Here is a 16698-nt window from a genome sequence, read left to right on the forward strand (position 1 = left end):
GATCACCGCATAGTCGGGTGATCCGTGATTCCCGGGCTCCTACTGCTCCTTGAGGTACACCGTGCGGCCGCTGTCGTCCGCGAGCCACAGGCGCTTGTCGCCGCCCAGCAGGGGCACGTTGCCGTAACCGAGGTCGCCCGAACCGGGGTTGACGGCCACGGTGACGTTCTCCAGGCACCAGGTGTCCCGGGGGTCGCGCGGGCCGAAGCGTAGGTAGACCGGGAAGTGCGCCAGGTCGCCGGTGCTCAGCGGCGGCGTGCGGGGGTCGTTGCCCGCCGGGTTGAGCGCGTTGGAGCCCGCGCCGAGGACGAACGTGCGGGTCATCCCGCGCGCGAAGTCGTCCACCCCGCTCTCCAGCGTGAACTCGCGCCCGCAGATGCCCAGATGCACGCCGCCGTGCGTGTCGGCGCCCTCTCTGTCCGCCGTGGACACGGTGGCCGTGATGGTGGTGACGTGCACGGCACCCTCCTTGAGTGGAGTGCGGAAACCGTCGCACCGGCGATTCTCTCGCCGTAGTCGTGGGAGCCGCCAGCGTCGGGTCGTATCCGCAGAGCGGCAAGGGCGGCGCGCCGGCTGGCTGTCGCGCTTCCGGCAGGGGCCGGTGAGCCGTTGTCGGCCCGGCCGGTCTCCACCGGTGCGAGGGAGCGGCTAGGTGATGGTCTCGATGCCGGAGATGAGCTTGGTCTCCAGGTCGGACTGGACCAGCAGACGGCTGGTGCGGGTCCGGTGCTCGGCATCCTCCCAGGTGAGGGTGACGCGGCTCCACGTGTGGCCCGTGCCGCTGTCGTTGTAGACGACGGACCACCGCACGGGGACGCCCTCGCCGCGTACCACGCCGTCCTGGTGGTGGGTCGCCTCCCAGCGGGCCAGGTCACGGCGTAGGTCAGCCGTCAGATAGTGCCGACGCAGAGCGTGGGTGAGAGGGCTGCGGCCGGAGTCGTACAGGCCGTCGACGTAGGAGCCGTAGAAGTCGGCGACCCGGTCGAGTGTGGACTGGGGAGCGCCGCTGCGGGCCGGAGTGGCGGAGCGTGATGCGGCGTCCGCGACACGACTGCCGGTCGTGGTGACCGGCAGGGCGGCGAGGAGGGCGAGGGCGCCCAGTGCGGTGTATCGCAGGGTGCGAGAGGTGCCCATGGTCTTCTTCTCCTTTCGCTGTGAAGAAGCGCGGGAATGTGCCTCGTTCTCCCAGTACAGCGCATCGAGGGTGGAGGAGAGGTGGGTCAACTGGCCGTGCTGGAGGGCCGATCGGGGTCCTCCCGCGGCAGCGGTGATGCGCCACTTCCCCGTGTCACGCCCGGGTGAGCCTGCGGTGGAGCAGTACGGCAGCGAGCGACAGAAGGCCAGCGGCGAAGGCGGCCAGGACACCCAACTGGTGCGCGACGCCCGAGAGCCCGGCGCCGTGCGAGAGGATCTCGGTCCAGCCGTCGACGGCCCACGCGTGCGGGGCCGCGTGGCCGGCGGCGCGCAGCCAGCCGGGCACCACGGCCAGCGGCCACATGCAGCCGCCGAGCATCCCCAGGCCGATGCCGAGCGCGGGGCCGATCGCGCCGGCCTGTTCGGGGGTGCGGAAGGCGGCGCCGGAGAGCATCCCGGCACCGGTGCCCACCAGCGCCCACACCAGCAGGAGCGCGCCGGCGGCGAGCGGGTCGCCCCAGGAGATGCCGAAGACCAGGGTGCCGACGGCGACGATGAGCAGGGACTGGAGGAGGGCGAGGGCGGCGTAGGCCAGGGTCTCGCCGAGGACGATCGAGCGCGCGCCGAGCGGTGCGGCCAGGGCGCGTGCGTGGACGCCGAGTTGGCGGGTCTGTACGAGGGCCGAGCCGAAGGCGAGGGCGTTGATGAACACGAACAGCACCAGCATGGTGGGGGTGCTGTAGCTGTAGCCGAGGGGCAGGAACCTGCTGCTGCCACCCGCCGTGTGCGTGACCACCCGCACCGGGTCGGTGTGCCGCTGGGCTTGGTGTGCCGTCGCCAGCCGCTCCTGGAAGCTTCCGCCCGTCTCCCGTACGGCGAAGCGGGCGGCCTGCAGGCGCCCGGCGTGCTGGGCGATGGCGGCGGAGACCGAGGAGACGGCGGCCGGGCCCGCGCTGCCGTGCGGCTCGACCAGGACCGGGACGGTGACCTCGCGTCCGCCGCGTACCGCCGCGTCCAGGTGGCGCGGGACGACCACGACGGCGTCGAGTTCCACGCGGCGCAGGGCGGTGCGCGCCGCGCCGGTGTCGGCGTAGTGGCGGGTCTTGAGGCCCGGGGAGGCGTCGAGCGCCGCGGTGAGCTCGGCCGCCACGGGGCCGGAGGGAGCGGAGACGACGCCGACGCGGAAGCGGTCGAAGTCGCTGACGGTGGCGCCGATGACGAGGATGACGGCGACCGGGAGCAGCACCATGAAGAACAGCGCGGTGCGGTCGCGCAGCATCCGCGTCAGGCTGGCACGGGTGACCGCGAGCGCGGGAGGCGGCGCGGGCCGCCGTGGGATGTTCACGGCGCCCTCCTCAGGCCGCTGACCGCGAGCGTCACCGCGGTCACCCCCAGGCAGAAGATCCCGATGCCCATCAGCGGCGCTCCCACGGCCGCCAGCCCGCGTACGCCGGTGCCCAGGTCGGTGAAGCCGCGCAGGGCCCAGCCGTTGGGGGTGAAGAGTGCCAGCTTCCGCAGCAGGGGAGGGCCGGCTGCGGCGAAGATGAAGTTGCCGCCCATCAGCGCCAGTACGAAGGTGAGCAGCGAGCCGATGGCGTCCGCCTGCCGCTCGGTGCGGGCCAGGGTGATGACCAGCGCGGTCAGGCACACCACCGCCACGGCCATCGCGACGCACAGCGCGCCCACGGCCCAGAGGTCGGAGAAGTGGGCGCCGAAGGCGAGCCAGGAGATGGCCAGCACGGCAGAGAGGCAGGCCAGGCTGTAGGCGAAGGTGCTCAGGGACTTGCCGAGCAGCACCGTGCGGTGGCCCACCGGAGCCGCCGCGATCCGGTCCAGGGTGCCCTGGCGCTGCTCGGTGAAGTAGCCGCGGGCGCCGAAGCCGACCATGAACAGCACGAAGAACATCCCCATTCCCGGGGCGAAGTAGCTGATGGTCTCCAGCCGGTGGTCGCTCAGCCCGAGCGCCCGTACGCGCTCGGGCACCGCCAGCCTGCCCGTCGCCGCGGCGAGCCGGGCGGTGCGGTCGGCGGGCGCGCCTGCGGCGAGGGCGGTACGCACCGAGAGCCGGTCGGCGTTGACCTGGGCCACGTAGGACTGGCTCACGGCGCGCACGATCTGCGCGGCCAGCGGCTGGTCCACGTGGTCGAGGACGGTGAGTGGGGGCGGGCTGCCGCGGCCGCCCAGCGCGGAGGTGAATCCGGCGGGGATGACCACGGCGGCGTCCACCTTTTCGCCCTCGACGGCCCGTGCTGCTTCCGTACGGTCTGCGTAGGGGCGCACGTCCACCAGGTTCCGCAGCTCGCGCCCGTTCAGGACCCGCACCAGCCCGGTGGCCGCCGGTCCGTGGTCGAGGTTGACCACGCCCACGTCCGCGTGCAGGTCGGTACGGGAGAAGGCCATCGCCATCAGGCCGGACACGAGGACGGGGGCGAGCAGGAAGAGGATGAACGCGGAGCGGTCGCGCACCCGTTGGCGCAGGTCCTTCAGCGCGATGGCGAGGGCGGCGCGCAGGGCGGCGGGAACGGTGGAGCGCAGGGCCGCGTACATGGAGCTCACTCCCGCAGCGCGGTGCCGGTCAGGTGGAGGAAGACCGCCTCCAGGTCGGGCTCTTCGATGCGTACGCCGCGGATCTGCAGCCCGTCGCGGCGGGCCAGGTCGAGGAGGTCGGGCAGGAGGCTGCGCGCGTCACGCACAAGGGCCTGTACGGTGTCGTGCCGCTCGCCGCCCACGTCCGCCCTGTCCACGCGGGGCAGTTGACGGCATGCGGCCGCGTAGCCGCTCAGGTCTCCGGCGGCGGTCAGCAGCACCCGGTCGCGCTCGCCCACCAGTGCCACCAGCTCACGCGAGGTGCCCTCCGCGATCAGCTTTCCGTGGTCGATGATGCCGATGCGGTCGCACAGCCGCTCGGCCTCCTCCATGTAGTGCGTGGTGTAGAGCACGGCCATGCCCTCGGCGCCGAAGCGGCGCACGCTGCCCAGGATCGCGTGGCGGCTTTGCGGGTCGACGCCGACGGTGGGTTCGTCCAGCACCAGCAGCGCGGGCGAATGCACCAGCGCGGCGCCGATGTTGAGCCGCCTGCGCATGCCGCCGGACAGCGACTCGACCCGGTCTCCCGCCCGGTCGGCGAGCTCGATGAGGTCCAGTACCTCGTGCACGCGCTGTTCCAGGCGGCGGCGGGGGAGGGAGTGCAGGCGGCCGAAGAAGCGCAGGTTCTCACGCACCGTCAGGTCCGGGTAGAGGGCCACGTCCTGCGGCACGTAGCCGATCAGCCGCTTGGCCGGCCCGGCGCCCGTGCCGACGCGGTGCCCGGAGACGCGCACCTCCCCGCCGTCCGGGCGCAGCAGTCCGCACACCATGCGGATGGCGGTGGTCTTGCCCGCGCCGTTGGGGCCGAGCAGGCCGTAGGTCTCGCCCGGCGCGACGGTCAGGCTCACGCCGTCCACCGCCACCCGCTCGCCGAAGCGGCGCACCAAGCCGTCGCAGCGCAGGAGTTCCCCGTCAGAGTCCGCCCGCACCGCCGTGCGGTCCGCGGACCCGGGAGCGGTCACCGCCGGCGCCGCTCGCGCTCGGGGACGTTGCCGATGTAGTGCCGCTCCTCGACCACGGAGCCGGTCTCGCCGGGGCGGCCGTGCGCGCTCGTGGTGGCGACGAAGACCATCAGTCCCAGCAGGCCGCCGCCCAGCAGCATGACCCCGACGACGAAGCTGCTGGGGCCGAAGATGAGCACCGCCCCGATGACGGCGGCGGCGAGGAGAACCAGGGGGATCATCGGGCCCACCTCCCGCGGAGAGCATCCCGTGTCCTTGGGGGCATGCTGCCGCGCCCGCGCCCGGAGCGCTGCGGGCCGAGCGGGGCACAGTGGGGCCGAGGGTCCCGCGGCAGCAGCCGCTGCACATGGGAGGCCGCCTTCGCAACTCCATGCGGCTGCGGACAGGTTGCGGCGCCGGGTCAGAGGAAGCGCGCACAGCAACAAAAGGGCCTCCTGGCCAGCCTGGAGAGCGGTGCCCCGGTGCTCTCGTCATCCAGCGGAAGGGGTGGGAAGGAAGCCTCTCGTCCCCGTAGACGGGCATGCCGCAAAGCCGCGCTCGAGCTAGCGGTTCAGGGTGACTTGCGGACTGCCCCGGTGAAGCCGGCTACGAACAGGGTCGCGAACGCCCAGGACAGCCCTTGGAGCGCCAAGCCACTAGCGGCCAGAGCCTGCCCTGTACCACTGTCGGTGACGACGCAGCGTCGGATGCCTGCCTTCACCAGCGGCAGCCCGAGTTCCAGTCCGACCGATACCTGCTGCACCGTTGAACACTCCACCGTGCCTTTCCCGGGCCCGGCAGCCCGGACCAGTGCGCCGTGCGTGCCCAGGGACAGTGCCAGCGTCAGGGCTATGAGGGCCACGGCCAGCAGGAACAGCAGGGCCCGCCAGGGCTGGTAGCCGTAGCCGAGCGTAAGCCCGGTCAGCCGTCCCCACGCCCGATCCCATCTCCCCGACAGCGCCCGTCCGCGGGCCAGTTGGTCCTCACGCTGGGTCATCAGAATGCGCCGTACGTCGTGGTCGTGGCCGGCCGCCCGGTGGACTGCGGCCAACTGTTGATACGGCTGGGCGGCGTACTCGCCGGTGCCCCGCCGCAGCCAGTCCAGCCATCGGTGCAGGGGAGCGCTGAGGGGGAGACCTGTATAGGTCATTCCGTCGATATCGAGGAGGTGCCTGCTGGATGCAGTGTTCTCCAGGCGCGCAGGTGCGAACTCCAGACGGCCGGTGATGCATGCTCCCCGCAGAACCAGAGTCTCCCACGCTTCGCCGCTGCCGCGTGCCTCAAAATCGCCTGCCAGTATGAGGTCCTTACCGACGCACATGCTTATGGCGACCAGTGCCGGTCCCGATGAATTGCGCAATTGGACGCTGTTACAGGAAAGGCGGCCGGTGATGCTCGCGCCATTCAAATTCATGGTGCCGTCGTCGGCGCATGCTGCCGTGAATTTTCCTCTGAGGAAGAAGCTTTGAGTGACGTGAAGGTCTTGTCCCATCACTGCTGGTCCGGAGGAGCAGCGTAACCGTGCGTCGACGCACACCAGTTGACCGCCCAAGCGGGCTCCGGCCAGCCGGAGCGTTCCGTGCTCGCTCTTGCTGCTCGCTACGATGCTGTCGAAACTCGCTTTCCCTGTAACGCGCAGACCATCGGCGGTAAGGGCGGGGCCGGTGGAGGTGTTGTGCAGGCGAGCTCGGAAGAAGTGGAGCTGGTGACCGATACGGGCCCCTAGCAACCGCACCGTGCCGTACTCGCCTCTGCTGGTCGCTACTGAGCCGTTGAACAGGAAGTCCTGGCCGACTTCCAGTCCTTCCGCATTGAGTGCTGAGCCGGTGGTGTTGCGTAGTCGGGATTCGCGGCAGTCGAAGGTTTCCGCGATGCGGGCCATTTCTAAATCGGCAGAGTGTTTTCTGCCTTTGCTGGTCGCTCTGAGCCCTTGGGAGAAGGCGGTACCGCCGACATTGAGGTAGGGGGCGTCGAGAGCGGATCCGGCGGTGCTGTGGAACCTGGCGTTTTCGCAGCCGAATTGGCCACCGACCCGAGCGCTCCGCAGTCGGATGGTGCCCTCGCTGCTCTTACTCCATGCCTTGAGCCCCGTGAGCCACATGTTGTGTTCGATCTTTAGCCCGTCGGCCTGGAGGGCGGGCCCGTCGGCGTTGCGGAGCCTGGATTCCTGGCAGGAGAGTTGGCCGCCGACTTGAGTGCCTATTAGCCGGATTGTTCCCCGACTGCTCGCACTGGATGCCTTGAGCCTGCTCAGGTAGATGTTGTCAGTGATGCTGGCGCCGTCGGCCGCGAGGGCTGGGCCGGTGGATGTATTGCGCAGACGGGCTTCGCTGCAATCGAGTACGCCGCCGATGCAAACCCTGCACAGTAGGACCGTCCCCACACTGCTCTCGCTGGTGGCCTTGAGATCGTCGAGGTAGGCGTTGCCGGTGATGTGTGCGCCGTCTGCATCGAGGGCAGGTCCAGTGGTGTTGCGGAGCCGGGCCTTCTCAAGGCTCATCCGGGACATTTCGGCGTCTTCCAACCAGACCGCGCCGTCTTCACACGTGCCGATCACTGTTGTCCCGGACATGCTGAGCCTTGAGACGCATGCGCGCTGGCAGTTCACGGGCGCTGCCTGCGCCCGTTCGATGAGGCATTCGTCCAGGCTGATTTCCGGGAGCTTGACGCCTTGAGCGGTCAGGCCGTCCGTCAGCCAGCAAGCGTTCAGCTCCAAGCGGCGCTCACCCGTGAGACCGTCCAGGTCAATGCAGCCTGTGATGCGCGCGCCGCGGAGGCGCACCCCATGGGGGTCGAGGGAAAGCTCGTCACCCGAAACGGGGTGTCGACCCCGCAGGAGGTCTCTGATCGCCGAGGCTCGGAGCGTGCGGGAGCGGCGCCAGGTACGCATCGCAGCTTCGGTAACCACCTCATCGCCGGCCAAGTCCAACCACCGGCCACGCCGAGCGTGTTCTGTCAGCCGCAGGACCAAGTTCACCACGATGAGCCCCCTTCCTCCGCCGCTGTTCTGCGGTGCTGTGTCAGCAGTCGAGCACTCCGCCGGAGCCTGCCGGGCCAAGCCTCGGGTGGCGATGCCCCCTCATTTGATACTGGGTGCTGGACTGTCCCGCCCGCCGACCCAGGTGCAGCTGGTTCGCCTCCGAACAGGGGAACCAGCGGACCCAGAACTACTGCATCCAGCGCACGCCTGCAGGGCGCATAGTGCCAACCTGCTCGCTCCCGGGCGATGCGGGTGGCGTCGATGCGGTCCACGTAGATGTCTGCTGAGGCCGTACCAAAGTGGCGAAGTGCTTCGCGCCGGGGCAGTGCCGTGCTGGTCATATCGAGTGCACTCTTGATCAGCGCTGCCAGTCCGCACCTGAGGAGCTCCGCATCGTGCACCGGAAGTATCCGGATCACGATCAGCAGATGCGCGGGAGGAGCTCCCCGAGCGGCATGTCCAGGACACGGGTGGCGCCGATCGTGGTGCGCAGGGTGACCCGGCAGGGCCCTTCGGCGGGGAGCACCTCTCCGATGCGTACCGCGCCCGCCCCTTCGGGGAGAGCGCGCATCGCGGTCAGCGCGGTCCCGGCGTACTGCTCGGGTACGAAGGCGACGAGGCAGCCCTCGTTGGCCACGTGCAGCACATCCAGGCCCAAAAGTTCGCAGGCGGCGGCCACGGGGGCGGGGACGGGCAGGGCGCTCTCCTCGATGCGTACGGCCACACCGGCGTCGCGGGAGATTTCGTTGAGGGCCGCGGCGAGCCCGCCGCGAGTGGGGTCGCGCAGGGTGTGCAGGTCGCCGCCGAGGGGGGACATCGCCCGTACGAGGCGGTGCAGGGGGCGGCTGTCGGAGGCGATGTCGGTCTCGAAGCCGAGCCCCTCGCGGGTGCTGAGAACGGCGGTGCCGTGCAGGCCGAGGGGGCCGGAGAGCAGGACCGCGTCGCCCGGTTGTGCGCGGGCGGCTGAGGGGCGCAGGCCGTCGGTGCGGTGGCCGATCCCGGTGGTGTTGAGGAAGAGCCGGTCGGCTGCGCCGCGGCCCACCACCTTGGTGTCCCCGGTGATGACGGGGACGCCCACCTCGTGCGCGGCCTTGCCCGCCGAGTCCAGGACCGCGCGGAGCTCGGCCAGCGGCAGGCCCTCCTCGATGATCAGCGCCAGGGAGAGGGCGAGTGGCTGGGCGCCGCGCATGGCCAGGTCGTTCACGGTGCCGTGCACGGCGAGGGAGCCGATGTCCCCGCCGGGGTAGAAGAGGGGGCTGACCACGAAGCTGTCCGTGGAGACGACGAGTTGAGGGTGCCCCGGCAGTAACGCGGCGTCCTCCAGCGGTCCTTGCGGGCCGCCCAGGGCCGGCAGTACCAGTGCCTCCAGCAGCTCGGCGCCGAGGCGTCCCCCGGCGCCGTGACCGAGCAGGGTGCGCTCGCTCTCGGTGTGGGGGAGGGGGCAGTCGGTGGTCATGACGGGCTCCTGGGGTCAGTGGCGGGCCTCGTCCGCCCGGTGGGCTCGCACTTCGTGCGCCCGAGGGACCGGAGCGGCCGAGGGAGCGCGGCCCGCGCTGTGGAAGGCGGCGCAGGTGCCCTCGGCCGAGACCATGGGCGCGCCGAGCGGTGTGCGGGGCGTGCAGCGGGTGCCGTAGGCGGTGCAGTCGGTGGGCAGCCGGGCGCCGGTGAGGATGTCCCCGGCGATGCACTCCGGGTGCTCGGCGGGGTGCAGGCCGCCGATGTCGTAGCGGCGGGCGGCGTCGAACGCGGCGTATTCGGGGCGCAGTTGGAGCCCGCTGGCGGGGAGCGTGCCCAGGCCGCGCCAGGGCCGGTCGGTGACGGTGAAGACCCGTTCCACGACCGAGCGGGCCTGCCGGTTGCCGGTGCGGCGGACCGCGCGGGCGTACTGGTTCTCCACCTCGGCCCTGCCCTGCTCCAGCTGCCGGACGGCGAGGAGGATGCCCTCCAGCAGGTCCAGCGGCTCGAAGCCGGTGACCACGATGGGCACGCGGTAGCGGGCGGCCAGCGGCTCGTACTCGGTCCAGCCCATGACCGTGCACACGTGCCCCGCAGCCAGGAACGCCTGGACCGCGCACTCCGGGGACTCCAGCAGCGCGGTCATGGCGGGCGGCACCAGGACGTGGCTGACCAGCAGGCTGAAGTTGGGCAGGCCCAGGTGCTCGGCGTGCAGCACGGCCATGGCGTTGGCGGGTGCGGTGGTCTCGAAGCCCACCGCGAGGAACACCACGTCGCGCTCGGGATGTTCGGCGGCCAGGCGCACCGCCTCCATGGGGGAGTAGACGACCCGTACGTCGGCGCCCCTGGCCCGCAGGGCGAGCAGGTCGCAGTCCGAGCCGGGGACGCGCAGCATGTCGCCGAAGCTGGTGAGGGTGACTTCGGGGCGTGCGGCGAGGGCGAGGGCGCGGTCCAGGGTTTCCAGCGGGGTGACGCACACGGGGCAGCCGGGGCCGTGCACCATGCGGACGCCCGAGGGCAGCAGTTCGTCGATGCCCTGCTTGACCAGGGTGTGCGTCTGACCGCCGCACACCTCCATGATCTGCCAGGGGTGGGTGGCGGTGCGGCCCAGCTCCTCCAGGAGCGTGCGGGCGAGGGCGGGATCGCGGTATTCGTCGAGGTACTTCATCCGGTCACGTCCCCTTCGGCTCCTGCCCTTCGCCGGGGTCGGAGGCGGAAGCGGAGGTGGATTCGGCGACGGCGGCCCTGGCCGTGGCTGCAGCGGCAGCGTCATGGGCGCCGGCCAGCCGGCAGTGGACACCGACGACGCCCTCGACGCCGCGGATCAGGCGCCCGGCCACGGGGATGAAGGACGCATCGCGTACGACGCCGGTCACGGTGACGACACCTTCCTCGACGGTGACGTCGAGCGGGTCGAGGGGGCCGGGAAAGAGGCGGTGCAGATGCTCCCGCACCTCGTGGGCGAGTTCGTCGTCGCCGCGCAGGAAGACCTTCAGCAGGTCGCTGCGGCTCACGATGCCCTCCAGCGCCCCTTCGTCATTGACCACCGGCAGGCGTTTGACCTCCTGGAGCGCCATGATCCGGGCAGCCTCGGGCAGGGCGGCGTCGGCGTGCACGCACACGGCGGGCGCCGTCATCAGCTCCCAGGCCGTCATGCCGCCGGACTTGCCCAGGGCGGCGAGGCGGCGGTTGGTCTCTATCCGTTCCGGTTCGCGGTCGTGGAATTCCTCCTTGTGCAGCAGGTCGGCCTCGGAGACGACGCCGATGACCCGCCCGTCGCCGGCCAGGACGGGGAGAGCGCTGACCTTCCACTGCTCCATGGTCCGCACGATCTCCTTGAAGGCGGCGTGCCGGCCCACGGCGATGACGGTGTGCGTCATGACATCGTTGACGGTGTGCGGCGTGTGTTCCATCGGGGCCTCCTCGGGGCGGCCACTCCATGTATGCGGCTGCTCTCAGGTGCGCTCGACCGTCAGGTCGAGGAAGTGGGTGGAGCAGGAGATGCACGGGTCGTAGTTGCGGATCGCCCGCTCGCACAGGGCGGACAACTCCGCGTCGGTGGCAGGGGAGTGGGCGTCCAGCGCCGCCTGCACGTGTTGGCGCAGGTCCTCCTCGATGGCGGCCTGGTTCTGCGCGGTGGGCGGGACGATGACGGCGTCGGCCACGGTGCCCTCGGCCGTCAGCGCGTAGCGGTGGTAGAGCAGCCCGCGCGGTGCCTCGGTGGCGCCGTGCCCTGTGGCGGCACGCGGCGGTACCTCCAGCCGGGCGGGGGAGGGCCGCTCGTAGGCCTCGATGAGGCGCCGCGCCTCGCCGACGGCGTAGAAGACCTCGACCGCGCGGATGGCCGCGCTGCGGTAGGGGTTGCGGCACACCGCGCCCTCGCGGGGATCGCCGATGCCGGCGGCGCGGGCGGCCTCCCGCGCGGTGTCGGGCAGGAGGTGGCCGCTGAGGGCGAAGCGGGCCAGCGGCCCCGTCAGATGCAGCCGTCCGTCCAGACGTGATTGCAGCGCGGTGGAGTGCGGCACCTGCTCCTCCACCACGTGCTGGGAGAACTCGGCGGTGGGGAAGGTGCGCCGGGGCCCGTCGTCCGCGGGCAGCACGGTCGGGGTGCCCGCCTCGATCGCGTACGTATCCGGGCAGGTCAGCGCCAGCAGATCGGCATCGCAGCGCGCGTACGGGACCTCGAAACCGGCGACCCAGCGCACCGTCTCCCAGGCGTCCTCTTCCGCGCGGCGCAACTGCTCGGCCAGCGGGCGCAGTTCATCGGGGGCGGGTACGCGGTGGAAGCCGCCCAAGCACACGTTCACGGGGTGGATGGCGCGGCCACCCAGCAGCTCCATGAGGGCGTTGCCGGCCTGCTTGAGGCGCAGGCCGCGTTCGACCTCGGCGCGGTGGGTGCGGGCCAGCTCGACGGCGCTGTCGCGGCCGAGGAAGTCGGGGGCGTGTAGCAGGTACAGGTGCAGGGCGTGGCTTTCGATCCACTCGCCGCAGTACAGCAGGCGGCGCAGCGCCGCCAGTTGCCCGCCGACCTCGACGCCGCAGGCGTCCTCGACCGCGGCGCAGGCGCTCATCTGGTAGGCGACGGGGCAGATGCCGCAGATGCGGGCGGTGATGTCGGGCGGCTCGGTGTGGGCGCGGCCGCGCAGGAGCGCCTCGAAGAAGCGGGGCGGTTCGTAGATCGCCAACTGCGCCTCGGTGACGGTGCCGTCGTGGACGCGCAGGTTCAGCGACCCCTCGCCCTCGACGCGGGCGAGGGAGCCGACGTGCAGCACGCGTGAGCCTCGGTGGGTCATGGCCGCTCCTCCCGCACCCCGTCGCCGGTGTCGTAGCGGGCGAAGGCGGCGGCGTTGAAGGTGTGCAGGAAGCGCTCCACGTCCCGCTCCGACATGCCGTCGCGGCGCAAGAGGGGGATCTGTGCGGGGAGGTTGACCGACCCGGAGGGGCCGAAGCAGCCGTAGCAGCCGCGTCCATAGGCGGGGCAGATCGCGCCGCACCCGGCGTGGGTGACCGGGCCCAGGCAGGGCGTGCCGTGGGCGACGGTGACGCACACGGTGCCGCGCCGCTTGCAGGCGAAGCAGACGCTGTGGTCGGGGATGCCGGGCCTGCGGCCCGCCAGGAACGCGGTGATCACCTCCAGGAGCTGGCCGCGGTCGATGGGGCATCCGCGCAGCTCGAAGTCCACCTCGACGTGGGCGGAGACGGGAGTGGAGGTGGCGAGGCTGTCGATGTAGTCAGGGCGTGCGTATACGACGTTGCGGAACTCCTCGATGTCGGCGAAGTCGCGCAGGGCCTGGATGCCGCCGGCGGTGGCGCAGGCGCCGATGGTCACCAGATGCCGGGCCTGCTCCCGTACGACGCGGATGCGCTCGGCGTCGGCCGCGGTGGTCACCGAGCCCTCGACCAGGGCCAGGTCGTACGGGCCAGGGCGGCTGGCGCTGGTGGCCTCGGTGAAGTGCGCGATGTCGATCTGCTCGGCTAGGGGGAGGAGTTCGTCCTCGCAGTCCAGGAGGGTGAGCTGGCAGCCGTCGCAGGAGGCGAACTTGAAGACGGCCAAGGTGGGTCGTGCGTGCTCGCTCATCTACAGCTCCCGTACGGTCAGCAGGGGTTGCGCGCGGTCCCAGCCGATGACCGGGCCGTCGCGGCACAGCAGGAGCGGGCCGAGCTGGCAGTGGCCGCAATGGCCGGTGGCGCAGCGCATGTTGCGCTCCAGGGAGACGCGGACGCGGTGTGCGGGCACCCCGCCCTGGATCAGCGCGTTCGCGCTGGCGCGGATCATGGCCTCGGGGCCGCAGACGAAAGCGGTGGTGTTGTGCGGGGCGAAGTCGGCGAGGGCGAGGAGACCGGTGACCACCCCGACATGCCCGCTCCAGTGCGCGTCGGGCCGGTCGACGGTGACCCGGGGGTGTGCGGTGCGCCAGCGGTGCAGCTCTTCGCGGTAGAGCAGATCGGCTGGTGTGCGGGCGCCGATGAGGAGGTGCGCGCGGCCGTAGCGGCGGGGGCTGTCGAGCACGGCCTGTACCAGGGGGCGCAGCGGGGCCAGGCCGATTCCTCCGGCGAGGATCAGCAGGTCGTGTCCCGCGGCCCTATCCAGTCCCCAGTCGGTACCGAAAGGACCGCGCAGCCCCACGACGTCCCCCGCCCGCAGCCGGCACAGTGCTTCCGAGACGGCGCCCACGCCCCGCACCGTGTGGATCACGCCGGGGCCCGCGATGCCGGACACGGACACCGGGATCTCGCCGACGCCGAACGCGTACACCATCGCGAACTGCCCCGGCGCGAAGGCCGGAAGCGTCTCGGCCACGGGCTCCAGCCGGAAGGAGACGGTGTCCGCGCTCTCCTGCCGCGACCACAGGACACGGTGCGGCAGGGGGAGGGCGGCTCCGGCCTCCGAGCGTGGGGCGGCGGAGCCCGTGGCTGGGCCTGCGACGCCGGTCATATCGCGGTTCCGCTGCCGTGCGGTCCGCTGCCGTGCGGCCCGTACAGGTCGAGCAGCCGCATCCGGGTGGCCTTCAGCCGCTCCGCGACGACCTCGGCCACGTAGCGCGTGACCGCGGCGTCCAGCCCCGGATCGTCCCGCATCAGCACCCGTACGGCCCCTGCGTCGAACTCGTACGCGCGCACCTCCGTGACCGCTCTGGCGCCCAGGTGCCAGGTGTAGGGCGGGAAGAGCCAGGACCAGCCGAGCAGGTCGCCGTGGCTCAGTGTCTCGACGACGGGGGCGCGGCGGCCGGGCACGTGTGAGTCGAGGGCGACCGTGCCGCTGCGCAGCACCCAGAAGCGCTGGGCACGGTGGCCCTCGGCGAAGATGCGGGTGCCCGCGGGGAAGGTCACCTCGCGGGCGGCCCGCATCAACTGCTCGGCCCGGTGGGGCGGCAGTTCGGCGAGCAACGCCGAGGTGTGGCTCATCGGGGTCCCTCGCTGTGTGGGTTCTCCGCGTTCTGTGGGTTCTCCGCGTGCAGGGCCCACGCCTCCTCGGTGATGTCGATGCCGACCGGGCACCACACGATGCAGCGACCGCAGCCCACGCAGCCCGAGCTGCCGAACTGCTCGTGCCAGGTGCCGAGTTTGTGGGTGAGCCACTGGCGGTAGCGGCTGCGTCCCGAGGCGCGTACGGGCCCGCCGTGCAGATAGGAGAAGTCCAGGTCGAAGCAGGAGTCCCAGCGCCGCCAGCGCTCGGCGTGGTCGCCGGTCAGGTCGGTGACGTCCTCGGTGGTGGTGCAGAAGCAGGTGGGGCACACCATGGTGCAGTTGCCGCAGGTCAGGCAGCGCGCGGCCACGTCGTTCCAGCGCTCGGCCTCCAGGCTTTCGCCCATCAGCGCGCGCAGGCTCACCGGCGGCATGGAGCGGCCCATGCGCTCGGCGGCGGCAGCCACCGCGGCCTGCGCGCCGTCGCGGGTGGCCGCGTCGGCCTGCCGTTGCGGGAGGGCGGCGAGTACGTCGGCGCCCTCCGCGCTGCCGGCGCGTACCAGGAAGCGGTGCCCGTCCGCGTCGATCACCTCGGTCAGGGCGAGGTCGAAACCGGCGTCCGTACCCGGTCCCGTGCCCATGGAGACGCAGAAGCAGGTGGCCCCGGACTCGGTGCATTCGACGGCTACCAGGAACGCCCCCCTCCTGCGCTCCCGGTAGCCGTCATCCGCGTACCGGCCCCCTGCCAGCACGCGGTCCTGGATGGCGATGGCCCGCAGGTCGCAGGGCCGTACGCCGAGGAAGGCGTAGCGGGGCTGCTCGGCGCGCTCGGGGGTCACCGTCATGGCGCCGTCCGCGTCCCGCTCCGCGCTCCACTGGCGCACCCGCTCGGGGTGCAGGAAGGTCTTCCACGACTGCGGGCCCGCGCTGTGCGCGAAGGCCGCGCCGTCCTCGCGCCGCCGCAGCCGGTAGTGCCCGGCCTCCAGCTCCACGCCCCAGCCGTAGGGCAATTGGGCCGCCGACTCCAGCTCCGCGAGCACGATGGCGCCGTCGCGCACGGTCGGCCCGACCACGGTACGGCCGCGCGCCGCGAGTTCCCGCACCAGCGTTTCCAGCCCTGCCGTGTCGAGCACGGCCTCATGGGGCGCGGAGTCCGTCATCGCTGTCCCTCCCGGGCGGGTGGCGCTTCGTACCCGTTTCATCCTCAGTGCGCGCCGCGGCGGGGGAGCGGGGCCGTCCGGCCCTTTCGGCGGAGCCGCCCGGGGCACATCTCCGGTACGCGGCAGGGCCGTTGAGGCCGGGGCTCCCCTTCTCACAGCTTGCGCAGCCAGTCGTCGGCGATGCCTTGCAGCGCCTGTTCGGTGGGCTGGGTGTGGCTGTCGTCGAGGCGGTAGGTGAGCTTGTCGACCACGGAGACGACGCCGTCGATGCGGGCGGTCATGCGCAGGGCGATGGGGATCTCGCTGCTGCGCTCCAGCTGCCCCTCCAGGGTGACCACGCCTTTGTGGACGGTGACCTCCAGCGACCTGCTGGTCAGCCAGAGAGTGCGGATGAGCACCTCGTTGACGACTTCGGCGCGGATCTCCTCGTCCCGGCGCAGGAAGACCCGCAGCAGGTCGTGCCGGGTGACGATGCCCAGGAGGCGGCCGTCGTCGTCGATCACGGGGAGACGCTCTACGCCGTGTTCGGACATGATGCGTGCCGCCTCCGTCACGGTCTGGGAGGGGCGCACGGTCACCGGCGGTGCGGACATGAGCTGGTTGGCGGTGATCGCGTGGGCCTTGGCGTTGGCGCGCTGGGGCAGGTGGCGGCGCAGGGGGCGGCCGAGCCAGGAGGAGCGGACGTGCTTGCGGTCGCGCTCCTCGCGGTTGCTCTGCGCGGCCTGTCGCTCCATCAGGTCGGTTTCGGAGACGACGCCGACGACTCGCTTGTTCTCGTTGATGACGGGCAGTCCGCTGATGCGGTTGACGGCGAGCAGTTCCGCGACCTCCTTGAAGGGGGTGCCGGGAGTGGCGTGTACGACGTCGGAGGTCATGACGTTCTGGATCGTGCGGTGCTTCATGGCGGGGTCTCCTCGGCGGAATCTCCTCGGTGGGGCTGCGCGTTCAGCGGGGCTTGGGCGCGGAGCGGAGCTTGCGCAGGTGCGGGTCGCGGTGGGCGCGCGGCATCAGGCGGACGCGGGCGTCGAGGGCGAGT

General features: G+C 71.6%; 16 protein-coding genes. All 16 read right to left on the reverse strand.

The window, feature by feature from the left end; translation table 11 throughout:
• Positions 1-39: 39 nt before the first annotated feature.
• A complete protein-coding gene (locus ABEE00_RS20555) occupies positions 40-459 on the reverse strand; it encodes a hypothetical protein (protein ID WP_345747038.1) in 420 nt (139 codons plus the stop codon).
• Between the two features lie 189 nt (positions 460-648).
• Complete coding sequence (locus ABEE00_RS20560; RefSeq protein WP_345747039.1) at positions 649-1134, reverse strand: hypothetical protein; 486 nt, start codon at positions 1132-1134, stop codon at positions 649-651.
• A 154-nt stretch (positions 1135-1288) separates the two neighbouring features.
• Positions 1289-2479 (reverse strand): ABC transporter permease, encoded by a 1191-nt coding sequence (locus ABEE00_RS20565; protein WP_345747040.1) that lies wholly within the window; start codon positions 2477-2479, stop codon positions 1289-1291.
• A complete protein-coding gene (locus ABEE00_RS20570) occupies positions 2476-3681 on the reverse strand; it encodes an ABC transporter permease (protein ID WP_345747041.1) in 1206 nt (401 codons plus the stop codon). Before ABEE00_RS20570 ends, ABEE00_RS20565 begins: the two co-directional genes overlap by 4 nt.
• A gap of 5 nt (positions 3682-3686) precedes the next feature.
• Positions 3687-4649: an ABC transporter ATP-binding protein gene (locus ABEE00_RS20575; RefSeq protein ID WP_345747042.1), complete on the reverse strand. Its 963-nt coding sequence runs from the start codon at positions 4647-4649 to the stop codon at positions 3687-3689.
• A gap of 29 nt (positions 4650-4678) precedes the next feature.
• Complete coding sequence (locus tag ABEE00_RS20580; RefSeq protein ID WP_345747043.1) at positions 4679-4903, reverse strand: hypothetical protein; 225 nt, start codon at positions 4901-4903, stop codon at positions 4679-4681.
• A gap of 329 nt (positions 4904-5232) precedes the next feature.
• A complete protein-coding gene (locus ABEE00_RS20585; protein WP_345747044.1) occupies positions 5233-7377 on the reverse strand; it encodes a hypothetical protein in 2145 nt (714 codons plus the stop codon).
• Between the two features lie 685 nt (positions 7378-8062).
• Entirely contained in the window at positions 8063-9097 is a 1035-nt protein-coding gene (gene hypE / locus ABEE00_RS20590) for a hydrogenase expression/formation protein HypE (RefSeq protein WP_345747045.1), read from the reverse strand.
• A 15-nt stretch (positions 9098-9112) separates the two neighbouring features.
• On the reverse strand, positions 9113-10264 hold the full coding sequence (gene hypD / locus ABEE00_RS20595; RefSeq protein WP_345747046.1) for a hydrogenase formation protein HypD: 1152 nt from the start codon (positions 10262-10264) through the stop codon (positions 9113-9115).
• A gap of 4 nt (positions 10265-10268) precedes the next feature.
• Positions 10269-11009 (reverse strand): CBS domain-containing protein, encoded by a 741-nt coding sequence (locus tag ABEE00_RS20600; RefSeq protein ID WP_345747047.1) that lies wholly within the window; start codon positions 11007-11009, stop codon positions 10269-10271.
• Positions 11010-11051: 42 nt separating this feature from the next.
• Entirely contained in the window at positions 11052-12389 is a 1338-nt protein-coding gene (locus tag ABEE00_RS20605; RefSeq protein WP_345747048.1) for a Ni/Fe hydrogenase subunit alpha, read from the reverse strand.
• A complete protein-coding gene (locus ABEE00_RS20610) occupies positions 12386-13174 on the reverse strand; it encodes an NADH-quinone oxidoreductase subunit B family protein (RefSeq protein WP_345747049.1) in 789 nt (262 codons plus the stop codon). Before ABEE00_RS20610 ends, ABEE00_RS20605 begins: the two co-directional genes overlap by 4 nt.
• Positions 13175-14032, reverse strand: a complete 858-nt coding sequence (locus ABEE00_RS20615) for an FAD/NAD(P)-binding protein (RefSeq protein ID WP_345747050.1) — start codon at positions 14030-14032, stop codon at positions 13175-13177.
• Entirely contained in the window at positions 14029-14502 is a 474-nt protein-coding gene (locus ABEE00_RS20620) for a cyclic nucleotide-binding domain-containing protein (RefSeq protein ID WP_345747051.1), read from the reverse strand. Before ABEE00_RS20620 ends, ABEE00_RS20615 begins: the two co-directional genes overlap by 4 nt.
• Positions 14499-15662 (reverse strand): 4Fe-4S dicluster domain-containing protein, encoded by a 1164-nt coding sequence (locus ABEE00_RS20625; RefSeq protein ID WP_345747052.1) that lies wholly within the window; start codon positions 15660-15662, stop codon positions 14499-14501. Before ABEE00_RS20625 ends, ABEE00_RS20620 begins: the two co-directional genes overlap by 4 nt.
• A 152-nt stretch (positions 15663-15814) precedes the next feature.
• Positions 15815-16564, reverse strand: coding sequence for a CBS domain-containing protein (locus ABEE00_RS20630; protein WP_345747053.1), 750 nt, complete (start codon positions 16562-16564; stop codon positions 15815-15817).
• Positions 16565-16698 lie beyond the last annotated feature (134 nt).

The sequence above is a fragment of the Streptomyces odontomachicola genome, from assembly GCF_039605595.1.
Classification (GTDB): Bacteria; Actinomycetota; Actinomycetes; order Streptomycetales; family Streptomycetaceae; genus Streptomyces.